The organism is Dehalococcoidia bacterium, assembly GCA_022449765.1.
Lineage (GTDB): Bacteria > Chloroflexota > Dehalococcoidia > Lucifugimonadales > Australimonadaceae > UBA2963.
Window position 1 is genome coordinate 26,120 of sequence record JAKUPZ010000002.1, and the last position, 12,571, is coordinate 38,690.

Genomic DNA, 12,571 nt, shown 5'->3' on the forward strand with positions numbered 1-12,571 from the left:
TATTAGTTATGATTGGCACCAGAAGAAATGTAAGCCATATCTACCTTTTTTGCGATGATAGACCAATCAAAATTCCTGGAAATTTTCCTATTATTTTGCCGAATCTTTTTTGTTAAATCAGGGCTAGATATCATCGTGTTGATCGCCTGCGCTAATTTATCTGAGTCCCGTTCTGGTACTAGATAGCCATTTATATTTTGCTTGATTATGTCTTTTATCCCAGCTATTTCACTTCCGATTACGGGTAGCCCCGTTGCCATTGCTTCTAATATTACTGTGGGCGTAGTTTCTGTCTGCCCGGTTAGTACAACAGATGGAACAACTATTGCATCGTACCTAGACAAGAGATTTGGAATTTGATCGTGCTTTACGACGCCTAAAAAAGTAATAGTTGTATTTGACTCATCAGCTGCTTTTTGGAGATTAGCTCGTTCGGGGCCTTCGCCGGCTATATCAAGAGTTACGTCAGTATTAGCAAATTGAGATACAGCAGTAATTAGGTAACCGAAACCTTTCATTTTATGTAAGCGACCAATTGCAATTAATCGTAATGGTAGCTCATTGGTCGGATTTTTACTGAGCTTAAACTGCTCGTACCAAATTCCGCTGTGTAATTGCTGAATTTTTGAATTAGGAACTCCAAATGAACCCATTTCCTTGAGCAAATCAGAGGATTGAACAATTACGCCTCCAGCATGAGGGAATGACCTTCTTGCAAAGAATTTATACAGCTTACTTTGATTTAATCCCGAATGAACATGAATAACTGCAGGAACCTTTAGGATCCAAGAGAGCACCCGAGCCAAATTCGCCTCTACCCAATCGCCATGTATATGAATAATGTCGTAGTGATGCACTTTGTGAAAACGACTAACTTTCCAAAAGAAACATATTGCGCTGAAAATCGATATGGCGCTTTCACTTTTGAATAACTTAGCGAGGCGACTACCTGGAACTTGGATGACCCTTAAATTTGGATGGTCTGCTTGCTCTGCTTTTCCAAACATAATGAAAACATCCACATGATTGTCGTTTTTTGCCTGTTGTATGCTCAATGAACGGACGTGATTCTCTAATCCGCCTATAAGAGGAGGGTAGCGTTTAGTTATTCTACAAATACGCATTGAGAGAAGAGCTCGTTTGAAGAAGTCGATTATGCAATCTGTTGCCTCACGATTGCCGCTGCAGATTTAGCTGCATGGATACTTGTCCCTATTTTCCCAGAAAAAAGCCTTATAACACTAGGTGATAATTGAGCAACTTCAGTAGGTCGTTCATCGGTTAGGTCCCTTCTTGGGAGAACGGTTCTCACTGTAAACATTGAACCTACAAATTCGGCCTCAGATAGAGCAGGGATGAATGCTTGGCCAGATTCGATAAAGTGATTGAAGTTTGATACGGACGGATTTGTGATGATTCCACGATTTAACATGGGCGCTATGGTGGGACTGACCTGAGGTTCATGCCCATCATTTACTGAATGTATGGCGTGTACCACGTTACCTAGAACAAAGAGATCAGAGTGGCCATAAGGGTCAATACACATGAAGGGTCCATCCATTACAACAATGCTTACTCTCCCGAATGATTTTGGCATTCTTACAATAGGTTTTTCACATACTTCATATTGATATTCCTGCACGGGAAGTTCGAGCTGAGATACTAATTCATTACTGGATGCATAAGTAGCAATAACGACGAAGTCAAATTTATTTAATATAGACTTCGTTGCATTTGTCTGTAGTTTTATTTTTACCCCTGCGTTATCCAATTCCTTATGGACAAGCTGACGAAGCGTGCCAGGATCGAATAGATATTCTTCAGCCCTTAAGGTGACCGCGACTTTGGGAGATACAAGCGGAAGCTCAACTTCTTGGTGATAGAGGTTGGTTTCTTGGCAGAATTTAATGTACTGCTCGGGCGATACTTTGCTGTTTTCAGCCGCTATGGAGTAGTAATGCTCTGCACCTTGGACAATTGCGGGCGAGAATCGAGATGCAAATTCAGGTTCTGCTTCTTTAGATGAAAGTGCGGTTTCCGTGCTTCTTGGGTAGTGATAACCGCGATGTAATCTGTATTGGTTAATACCTGAAGCTGCTTGTAATAAATCGTGTTCTCGTTCAAAGATAGTGACGTCAACATTTAAGGTAGCAATTTCAATCGCTGCAGCAGCTCCAAAAATTCCTCCCCCTACAACAGCGACTTTGTAATTTGAATTCACTTCGCCTAATACTCCAATTTCTGGGCTTCAAAAAACATTTCATTAGTTAGTTTCTCTAGCATTTGACTATCTGAGGAATTTATATTGATTTCGTCTTCTAAACTTAACCAATTAAGTAGTAAGTCCTTGCTTATTTGGTCATCTGAAATAAGCTTATGGGCCATTTTTATGTCGTCCAAAGAGTAATTTTTCTCATCAAGAATATTAAAACCATTAGCTACCAATGAGTTTTTTAATTGAGACTTGTTTACAGGAAATGCGTAGTAGCGATCATAACCAAGGATTGCTAAGATTTTTGACATAAAATTCCTAGCGTCTGTAATTGAACCTTCTTTGAAATGATTTGTACCATAAGAAAATAATAAGGTGCCTTGTGGTAGAAGAACTTTTGATAACGAATGGATGAATTTGGCCCTCTTATATACATGTTCGAAAACCGCACGTGTTACTACGACATCAAATTGAAAATCGAACATGGAGCTTAGATCCTCTCCACGACCTTGAAAAATCTGATGGGCATGTTTTGGTAAATTTGCTTGAGCGTTTAATACTAAAGAATTGCTAGGTTCAATTCCAAAATAATTTATAGAGGGCATGTTATTTAAAAGAGGACGTAGCCAATCAGCATTACCACAACCTACATCAAGAACGTTGATAGTACTCGATTGACCCAAATTCCACAGGCGCGAGAGAATCTTCGTTTTTACGATACTATTTCGTTCTATGCAAAAATCTGGGAGATCTCGTTCCATTCGTTTCATTAAAACAACAATCTTTACCTTATAGTTTTTATGCGATCAGAGATCATTTTGATTGTATCGTATGACCCCCTCAGCCATGCCAGAAATAGAGAATCTTCCATTTCAGGTGAGAGACTATCCCGATGGAGGCTGGTCCTAGGTGTATTTTTCAGGTTATACCCAGGAATGATGGTCGATGCGCTTTCAAAGCCTGCCTTTAAAACTTCAGCCTCTGCAATCTCTGAAAAATTGCCTATCGCTCCAAAAGGATAAGCCAAATGGAGGATTTCAGTTTTTGTGATTTCTTCTAATTTTTGTTTTGAAAGAATTAGCTCAGTGTGAATTTTTTGGGGATCAGATATTTCCCCTAAATCTAAATGATTATGGGTATGACAGCCAACTTGAAATAGTGGTTCATTAGCTAGATCAGAAATTTGTGTTGCCGTTGGGCCAACCGCATAATTAATCCCTACTTGGTTGCGATAATAATTTGAAGCCTCCTCCCCTGTTAGCCCCACAGACCCTGAGAGAATAAAAAAAGTAGCCGGGATTTCGTATTTTTTTAATATTGGGGCAGCTATATCGATTTGCTCTGAAAACCCGTCATCAAAAGTGATAGCAACATTGGTAATTTTTTTATGTAGCCCGATATTTTTGACTACCAGATCTAAAGGAACAATGTGAAAATTTTGAATCAATAGCCGGATTTTGTTTTCAAAAGAATTTGCATCAGTGATTTCATGAAAGCAAACGACCCTAGATAGTCCTTCATTAATTTTTTGCAAATATGCGCGCCTGCCTGCCGACAGCCCACTTTTATCGAATAATCGAATTCCACTATCTCGAATGATGTGTTTAAGTTTCATTTTTCAGTTACCGCTGATACATGTAAATCTACCAGAGACGCTGCTAGCTCATTGAAATTGTGATTAACCACGATATGATCGCGCGCTGCTTTACCGATTCGCCTTCTTTCATTGTTCTTTTTTATTAAAGGTTTTAACACGTTTGTAATTGATTCAGAATTATTACTTTCAAGTAAAATGCCTGTTTTGCCATTTTCAATGACCTCAGGTATGCCTCCGACCTTAGTTGCAATTACAGGTACTTCCATAGCCATAGCTTCGAGAATCACTCTCGGTGTTCCTTCATGTTTGCTTGGTAGAACAAAAATGTCAGTTGCAGCTAAATAATTAGGAATTAGGTTAAACGCTACTTTCCCTACAAAGTGCGTAGATTTAATTAACCCCGCCTTGTTGATAGCAGCCTCAATCTTTGCGTCCTCTGGAGAATCGCCAATTAATAACAAATGAGGTTTAATCCCAGGGAGATTTGATATGCCTTCTACCAATTCATATATACCTTTGTGCGATTCCAACCTACCGATAAATGAAATTACAGTACTTTCATTATCAATACCCAACTCTGCTCTGATTTGCTTGCCATATATTGCTTTGCTGACAGGGTCAAATAATTGCGTATCACACCTGTTATAGATTAAGGCTATTTTTTGTTCTTTGATTCCCGATGCAATTGCTTGGGATTTTATTTCGTTTGATACAACTCGCACACGATCTGCATGACCTGCCACGTAACGAGCTAGCCCTCTGGTTATATACCTTCTGATCCAGACATAACTTTCAGAAGGTAATTTTAAAGTTTGCCCTTGGATTTGAACAATTAAAGGGATTTTTATTGCTTTTTTTGCAAAGACACCAGTCATTCCTGCTCCTAACGCATCGCTGGTACTAATGACATCAATGGGTAATTGATCATTAATATCTTTAGTACGCTTTAGTGCATTACGAACAAAACCGAAAAACCCTAACATACCTTTCCCTTCAACTAAATGTAGAGAGATGTTGCCATATTGAGTAACCGACGATTTGTTATCTGGGGCTCTATATATTAAGGAGACGTGATCAAATTCTTTTGCGAATGCTTTAAAGATGGGTGCATCCAATGAATTTTCTTCAAATTGAGGGTTCATTGAGTGCCGGCCTATAAAACAAATATGCATTTCAGCTATTTAGAGCCGATTCTATGATCAATCTTGCTCGTTCTTCCCATGTATTTTCTTGAGCAATTTTAAAAGCATTCTCAACTTTTAAGGTATTGTCAGCTTTCAGAGTATTTATGATACCTATTGCTAGATCTTCCGGGCTATCAGGCTGTACAAAAGTTGCAGATGATTCGTCCAATATTTCGCGTATTGACGGTAAATCAGATGCAATAATCGGTCGTTTGGAAGCCATGTATTCAAATAATTTCAAAGGAGACGTGTGCAGCACTGACAATTGGTTCTCTGCTTTATTAGGAATGACAAGAGCATCAGCTGCTTTCAAATACTTGGGAATTTCAGAATGGGGTTGGAATTCAATTACTGAAACTTTGTTAGAAACTCCGCATTCAGATATTTTAGTTCTCATTTTCTCTGGCTCTCCTTCGAACCCACCAATCAGTAGAATATTGACATCATCTGGTAAATGCTTTGCTGATTCAATTAAAGTGTCAGTTCCCTTCCAACTTGAAAATCGCCCAGAATAAACGACTAACTTACTTTGTGGATCTAACCCTAAGGAAGATCTAGCATCTGAGCTTCGTAGTTCTATATCAAAAGCATTTAAATCTACGGCATCTGGTCGAATTTGAATTTTCCCATCATTTAATCCTGCATTGATTGCTGTATTTTTAAGACCTTGTGAAATAACGATAGTATGCTTGCTTTTTTGAACTAGCCGGGGGTAGTAGCGTTGATACCTAGGGAGTAGGTCTAACATTTCATATATGTAGTCACGCTTGAACCAACTAATTAACCATCCAATTAATTCTTCGCGAAAATACAGGATGTCAGGTTTTAGTTTTAAGATTTGAATTATGGAAGGGATCAGAGAGTAGACACTTTGGGGGCCCCAAATAGGCTCCCCAATAACCTTAATATTAAATGGTGTTTTGACATCGTAGTATTCCCAAAGCTCGTCTATAGATGAATGTAATTTTGAGACTACAAGGGTTACTTCGGCATATTGAGAAAAGGCTTCTGCCATTTTGATGGTTTGAACTCGGTTAGCAACACGACGAGGGAAATCTCTTGGGGCGATGTATAAAAGTTTCGGCATTAGTTTCCTAATTCAATGGTGCTAGCCCAAGAACGCTGTGAGTTGTACCAATTCACTACATTTTCAATCCCAGAATCAAAGCTGGTAGAGGGTTGCCATCCAAGAATTTTCCTAGCTTTATCTATATCAGCCCAAGTTGCAAAAATATCTGCTGGATGAGTTGGCTCAAATACAATATCTGCTTTTTTCCCAATGGTATTCTCTAATTTAGAGATCGCCTGATTGATTGAAATTGGATTGTCTGAACCTAGATTAATGATTTCATAGCCCAGAGGTTTCATTGCTAATATTGTTCCCTCTGCGACATCATCAACATAAGTAAAATCTCTTTCCTGATTGCCGTCTCCAGTGACACTTAATGAATGGCCTTCAGTTATCCAACGGGCGAATCGAAAAATGCTCATATCAGGCCGGCCTGCCGGCCCATAAACAGTGAAGTATCGCAAGATAGTTATATCAATGTCATAGAGATGATGGTATGAGAATGATAAAGATTCAGCAGCTTTTTTTGACGCTGCATAAGGGGACAAAGGCTTGTCTGTTGATAGATCTTCAGAGAATGGACTTATTTTGTGTGCACCATACAGACTAGAAGTTGAGGACAGCACGAATTTAGGAATACTTAATTTCCGGCAAAGCTCCAGCATATTCAAAGTGCCTATACAATTTGATTCGTAGAAAACCCACGGGTTTTCTACGCTTTGCCTTACTCCTGCTCGAGCTGCAAGATTGAGTAGAGCTTTTGGCGTTTCATTAAATTCAATATCTTGTATTTCTGGTTTACTTATATCTGCTTCGAGAAATTTAAACTGAGGTCGATCGATTAATTGCTCGAGCCGCCATTTTTTAAGTTCGGGCGCATATGCATCGTTCATATTGTCAACGCCATAGACCTCTTCGCCTGCATCTAACAACATTGTGCAAACGCGTGAAGCAATGAACCCTGAGCATCCAGTAACTATAATCATGATTTCCTAATTTAATTTATTGCTTACTACCAATAATAACGATGACATTATCTAGCAAGATTTTGACGATAAAAAAACATATTCTTATTTTGAGAGGAGTCTTTTGAGTAGCTCTTCTGCTGGTTGAGTTCTTCGCATTTCCAATGATCTATTTACTGCATCAATGGCCTCAGCGGTTCGCCCCAACCCATCGAGTGCAAAAGCTTCAACAAACGGAATAAAAGTAGCCTGCGACGCTGCTGAAGCATTTGCATTAGCACTAAGTGCTGCAGCATTCTCAACCTCATCTAATGCCCTTTCATATTCTCCTAGCTCAGCATATGTCCATGCGAGCGCCGCACTAGGTTGCCAAAATCCGGGCATGAGTTCTTTAATTAGCATGTTCGAATGAAATGCATCCCTCTTTTTTTCAGGGTTATCTTTTGCTAAGGATTTCTCCATTTCAGCTATACGTGACCAAGCTCTATTGTCCATTGGGTTCCGCTTAATAATTTCTGATACTTCAATGATCGCACGTTCCGTGAGGCGGTTTTTTTCAGCAGTTGTAGGTGCAACTTTTGATAGCTCGAATAAGATTTCAGCGTATTTAAGGTAATAAATAGCTGAGTTGGGGCTAGCTGATTGGGCATCTCGATAAAGGTCTAGTGATTTTTGGATTTGACCTGATTCGGCTGCTTGCTCAGCATCTTTTGCGGTCATTGCACTAAGTGGCTGAGCAAGTACAAAGTTATACCAAATTATTATAAGAATGACCGTCAAAATTGCGGGGACTACCAATCGATATTGATAGCTAGTAGTTTGCTTACTTCGACGAGTAGTTCTTTTCCGCTGTGACGAACTATTATCTATTGGTGTACTGGCTTCAGTTCGGGAATGTTCAATTAAAGGTAATGCAGCAATTACAGCTAAAAGGGTCCACATTATTAGTAAGTCAGAGACTTGAGCTTTACCTGGTATTTGCTCTATCACTCGTCCAATTAGTATTGCGAAAAGCCCGATACTGGCTAATGCAGTAAAGCTTAATTCTTCTGATTTTCGAGATTTATTAATGATCTTGAGTAGTATGAACCCAGCACTTAGTGCAAGTGAGATATAGGCAAGCATGCCAAAAAGACCTATTTCTAAAAGGGCATGAATTAAGAAGGAATGCCCATGGCTTGCTAGCTCGAACGTATATGTAGATTCTCCAACAAGAGGGTAAGCATGCTGGAACATGTCTGGACCGTAGCCAAAAATTGGCTTCGTGATGCTCAATCCAATGTCTGGAAGCTCCGGGAATTCTTCTGTATCAACCCAAGGAACATTACCCCAGGCATTAATTGCAGTGGTCCAAATGGTATAGCGGTTACTTAAGCCACCACCAATACCTGGTCCGATGGAAGATACTCGATCTACTAAATCGTTTCCTCCAAAATTTTGTCTGTCTGGTGTTGGAAGAGTCGTCAAAATTAGTGCAAACAGAAGCGCAATGGCAAACATCGCAATAACTCGCACAGCAAGGTCAGATTTTTTAAGCCATAGTAGAAGTGCTAACAAGGTTACTATTATTGAAATCATGCCAACCATGGGTCCTCGGCTTAGTGCAAAAAGAAGCCCTGTCATTTGCAGTGCAACTAAACCGCCTCCCATTGAAACATGGGCGAAGTAACTCATTTTGGATCGATACTCAAGAAATACTAATAAAGTTAGAGGTATCGTCATAATCAGGAATGACCCAGCAAAGATTGAGTTGCCTAAGGTGGAGTGTGCTCTGGTGAGTACGAATGGAGCGTTGCGGAAAATATCAATACCGAAATGCTGCCCGATTGCTACAAGCCCTACAATTGCCCCCGCTAAAGTCAGAGCCCAAATTAAATGTTGCACTTGAGCAGTCGTTTTCAAATGAGTTGCTATTGTGTAGAAAAAAATTATGAAGCCCGTAGTGTTTGCTATCCCGTAGGTATCCCATCCAACATCGATTCCTAAAATTCCAATAGCAGGGATAGGCGAATTTGCAACAGAGAATATGTTTGCAAGGAAAACTAGCCCTGCAGCTAGAAGTAATAGGCGTGATGGGTGAGCTTGGAGGTAATGGCGGATCCTGTTAGAAGTGAATTTATTGCTGGACGAATCATTTCTGTTGGATATTGCCCACTCCAAGGCCAATAGCGCTAAGAAATACATAGCGATTGTACGCATAAGAAACACTTTGGGTATTTGTATGAAACCTAGCATTTCGGATTCTGGCCAGCTTGCTAAAGGAACTAGAACTACAGCTAGAATCCACCCAGCTTCAAATGCACGCTGGATACGACGGTTGGCAGGCGATGTATATAAAAATTCTGACGCTTGCATCGGTGGTCTCAAAGACTATTTATAATCCCTTTTTCACTCAACTTGAATTGATTTTGAGGGTTCTTGCCTAAGACTAGCAGTCATTTCGAATATCTAAAAGACCTTGTCCTTCTAGGTATTTCATGACATTTTCAATTGCATCTTTTGGATCAAGCATACTCGTGTCTATTCGTAATTCAGGTGATTCGGGTGACTCATAAGGGTCATCGATTCCAGTGAAACCGGTAATTTGACCTGCCCTTGCTTTAGCATAAAGCCCTTTTAGGTCTCGTAATTCACAAATTTCTAAAGGGGTAGCAACATGAATTAATATGAATTTACCGTATTGCTCTATTATTGAGCGTATTTCCTCGCGTGTTTCGGAATAAGGTGCAATCGGCGCACAGATGGCAATGCCTCGATGCTTTGTTATTTCACTCGCAACATACCCTATTCGTTTAATATTAAGATCTCTATGCTCTTTGGAAAACCCTAGTTCACTGGATAAATTTTTTCGCACTAGATCACCGTCAAGTAGAGTAACGGGCCTAGAAGTAATCTCCATGAGCCTCGACATTAGTACGTTTGCAAGAGTAGATTTCCCGGAGCTAGGCAGGCCGGTAAAAAATATTGTGAATCCTTGTTTATTTTTTGGAGGGTATGCGTCGCGTAGAATACCTACCACTTCCGGAAAGGAGAACCATTCAGGTATTTCCGTTCCATCCATCAATTTTTGCCTCAATTCTGTACCGGAAAGATTTAGAGTAGTTTTTGCCTGATCCACTTCCGAAACAGGTAGGTAAGCATTATCTTCGTAGACGTAGACCATTTCTTTAAACTCTGCTACATCTATTCCTAATTCATTAGAATGCTTCCGAAGTAAGTCTTGGGCTTCATATGCACCATAAAAAGGATTGCCTTCAGAATCGTTTCCCGGTCCAGCATGGTCCCTCCCTACGATGAAATGCGTGCATCCATAGTTTTTTCTGATGATTGCATGCCATATTGCTTCACGTGGTCCTCCCATACGCATCGCTAATGGTAAGAGACTGAGTTCTGCAGAATCATTTTCATAATGGGAAAGCATTGCACGATAAGCGCGAACTCTTACGAAATAATCAACATCACCTGGTTTTGTTAATCCGACAACCGGATGAATAAGTAATTTGGCTCCAGTTTCTTCACTTGCTCTTTTAGTTAGTTCTACGTGCGCCCGGTGCATGGGATTCCTTGTTTGGAAGGCTACTATTTTCGTCCATCCCTTGGATTCAAAACGTTGGCGTAATGTGAATGGAGTATGGCGTATCTCATCAAAATCATGATGGGGCGGCAACTGAAGTCCCTGTATGCCACCGCCAAGATAAATAGGGTTACATTCATCTAGGAGAGTTTTCACCCCTGGGTGAGCTAAGTCATTTGTATTAAAAATTTTCAGTGCCTCTAGGTTACGGTCAGGTTCCCATTTGTCAGTTACTTCCATTATGGCTAGTGGGATTCCTTCGGGGTTTCGTAAAGCGATTTTTTCCCCTGATGACAAATTTTCAGCGAATTCCCTATTGACGTCTAAATTGATGGGCATTGGCCATAACAATCCGTTTGATAGGCGCATCTCATTACACACACTCAAATATTCCGATTCACTCATGAATCCACTTAAAGGTGAGAATCCTCCTATTAGCAGAAGCTCGAGGTCGCAAATTTGCCTTGGGCTTAAATCCCAAGATTGCATATCCTTTATATCGGACTTAAGCCTATCGACTTGTTCTGCTTCGGCCATGAGGTTAATTAATGCTCCACCGTGGGGTTCGGGAAGAATAGTCATTGTTGCTCCGTGAATGGAAGTTTATTACTTAAGGATACATGACGAAGTTACCGGAATGTGCGGGATAGCTATTTATAATTTTGTACAATTTCTAGTAATGCTTTTGCAAGTTTTTCGGGATCATGCCTGCTCACCCTTGATTCATCAACAATGTCCTTAAGGACAGCAATAACATCACTGTTGGAGAAATTAGTTTCGGGCATGATTGGTTCTTGGTGATGGGACGGTTCAATTTTGATTGGTCTGGAATTCATTACAAAATGTGAAGGATAGAAATTCCCATGTTTGATAATTGCAGTTAAATGATCGGCTGCAGTAAATGAGTCAGTTTCTAAGTACTGGGTAGCTATATTACAGACTAGAATTTTAGGGCATTGAGCTTCTTTTAGGGCGGTAGTAATACGCGGGATTAATAGGTTAGGTAAGATACTTGTAAATAAACTGCCAGGCCCAATAACAATGGCATCTGCGTTGTTAATGGCATTGATTGCCTCTAAATTCGCCTCCACTTCTTTAGGTGTTAGCCATATAGAAGTTATTTCTTCTCCTGCCTTTCCTATGGAAGACTCCCCGATAAGGTGCTTGCCGGAAACAGTTTGCGCCTCTAGCGTAACTCCATTTTGATCCGAGGAAGGCAAAACTTGGCCTCGAACTGCGAGTAGGTTATGTGCTGCGTGGAGGCCGTTTGAGAATCCCCCTTCTGATTTGATCATGCCTGAAAGTAAGAGATTCCCCAGGCTATGTCCTTCTAGCCCTTCCCCTTCATCAAAGCGATAAGAAAATACACGTTCCATCAACGGTTCTGCATCAGACAGCGCGATTAAGCATTGCCTTGCGTCTCCCAAAGATGGTACCCCGAATAGCTCTCGAAGTCGGCCAGTACTACCACCGTCGTCGGCTGGTGTCACTAGAGCAGTCAAATTGTCAGTATAATTTTTAAGACCTCGAAGTAATGCAGAAAGACCGGTTCCTCCGCCTATGGCTACAATATGCGGACCGGAACTTCGTATTCTATGTGAAGCGAGGCTTTCTATGATTCCTCTATTACCTTTGGAGTATCGCGCACCGAATGTGAGCCTCTCGTATAGCATCCACCCTGCGTAAATACTCAGACTTAACCCTACTACACCTACAACACTGCCTCTCCAAATAGGGCTAAGAACATTGCCAAATGTAATGAACCTGACAAATTGAAGTAAAGGTTGACTAATACCTATCGATAAAATGAATGCGATTCCACATGCAAAAATGAAAACGCCAAATGAACCGAGTACTACCCAGCGTTTAACTCCAATCCCAGGGACAATAAATAGGAGCAGCCACTCTAGAGAGCCTGCTTTAGGACCAAGGTTATTATGGTTTCTTTGTTTATTTTTCATATACTTTGT

General features: G+C 40.4%; 10 protein-coding genes. All 10 read right to left on the reverse strand.

From position 1 onward, the window contains the following. Window positions 1-2 precede the first annotated feature (2 nt). A complete protein-coding gene (locus tag MK127_01025) occupies window positions 3-1,124 on the reverse strand; it encodes a glycosyltransferase family 4 protein (GenBank protein MCH2531386.1) in 1,122 nt (373 codons plus the stop codon). Window positions 1,125-1,153: 29 nt separating this feature from the next. Further along, window positions 1,154-2,221, reverse strand: coding sequence for an FAD-dependent oxidoreductase (locus tag MK127_01030; GenBank protein MCH2531387.1), 1,068 nt, complete (start codon window positions 2,219-2,221; stop codon window positions 1,154-1,156). Between the two features lie 5 nt (window positions 2,222-2,226). After that, window positions 2,227-2,973: a class I SAM-dependent methyltransferase gene (locus tag MK127_01035; GenBank protein MCH2531388.1), complete on the reverse strand. Its 747-nt coding sequence runs from the start codon at window positions 2,971-2,973 to the stop codon at window positions 2,227-2,229. Between the two features lie 23 nt (window positions 2,974-2,996). After that, window positions 2,997-3,827: a polysaccharide deacetylase family protein gene (locus MK127_01040; GenBank protein ID MCH2531389.1), complete on the reverse strand. Its 831-nt coding sequence runs from the start codon at window positions 3,825-3,827 to the stop codon at window positions 2,997-2,999. Next, on the reverse strand, window positions 3,824-4,951 hold the full coding sequence (locus MK127_01045; protein ID MCH2531390.1) for a glycosyltransferase family 4 protein: 1,128 nt from the start codon (window positions 4,949-4,951) through the stop codon (window positions 3,824-3,826). Before MK127_01045 ends, MK127_01040 begins: the two co-directional genes overlap by 4 nt. 31 nt (window positions 4,952-4,982) lie before the next feature. Continuing rightward, complete coding sequence (locus MK127_01050) at window positions 4,983-6,080, reverse strand: glycosyltransferase (GenBank protein ID MCH2531391.1); 1,098 nt, start codon at window positions 6,078-6,080, stop codon at window positions 4,983-4,985. Further along, a complete protein-coding gene (locus tag MK127_01055) occupies window positions 6,080-7,048 on the reverse strand; it encodes a GDP-mannose 4,6-dehydratase (protein MCH2531392.1) in 969 nt (322 codons plus the stop codon). The genes MK127_01050 and MK127_01055 overlap by 1 nt, the downstream gene beginning before the upstream one ends. An 84-nt stretch (window positions 7,049-7,132) precedes the next feature. Beyond that, window positions 7,133-9,382, reverse strand: a complete 2,250-nt coding sequence (locus MK127_01060; GenBank protein MCH2531393.1) for a hypothetical protein — start codon at window positions 9,380-9,382, stop codon at window positions 7,133-7,135. A gap of 73 nt (window positions 9,383-9,455) precedes the next feature. Then, window positions 9,456-11,183 carry a bifunctional sulfate adenylyltransferase/adenylylsulfate kinase gene (locus MK127_01065; protein ID MCH2531394.1) on the reverse strand — a complete coding sequence of 576 codons (1,728 nt, stop codon included), beginning with the start codon at window positions 11,181-11,183 and terminating at the stop codon, window positions 9,456-9,458. Window positions 11,184-11,251: 68 nt separating this feature from the next. Continuing rightward, window positions 11,252-12,562, reverse strand: a complete 1,311-nt coding sequence (locus MK127_01070) for a YvcK family protein (protein MCH2531395.1) — start codon at window positions 12,560-12,562, stop codon at window positions 11,252-11,254. Window positions 12,563-12,571: the final 9 nt, after the last annotated feature.

Coding starts and splice junctions, on each gene's coding strand:
- MK127_01025 (MCH2531386.1), bottom strand. CDS start 1,124: ATGCGTATTTGTAGAATAACTAAACGCTACCCTCCTCTTATAGGCGGA.
- MK127_01035 (MCH2531388.1), bottom strand. CDS start 2,973: ATGGAACGAGATCTCCCAGATTTTTGCATAGAACGAAATAGTATCGTA.
- MK127_01040 (MCH2531389.1), bottom strand. CDS start 3,827: ATGAAACTTAAACACATCATTCGAGATAGTGGAATTCGATTATTCGAT.
- MK127_01045 (MCH2531390.1), bottom strand. CDS start 4,951: ATGAACCCTCAATTTGAAGAAAATTCATTGGATGCACCCATCTTTAAA.
- MK127_01050 (MCH2531391.1), bottom strand. CDS start 6,080: ATGCCGAAACTTTTATACATCGCCCCAAGAGATTTCCCTCGTCGTGTT.
- MK127_01055 (MCH2531392.1), bottom strand. CDS start 7,048: ATGATTATAGTTACTGGATGCTCAGGGTTCATTGCTTCACGCGTTTGC.
- MK127_01060 (MCH2531393.1), bottom strand. CDS start 9,382: ATGCAAGCGTCAGAATTTTTATATACATCGCCTGCCAACCGTCGTATC.
- MK127_01065 (MCH2531394.1), bottom strand. CDS start 11,183: ATGACTATTCTTCCCGAACCCCACGGTGGAGCATTAATTAACCTCATG.
- MK127_01070 (MCH2531395.1), bottom strand. CDS start 12,562: ATGAAAAATAAACAAAGAAACCATAATAACCTTGGTCCTAAAGCAGGC.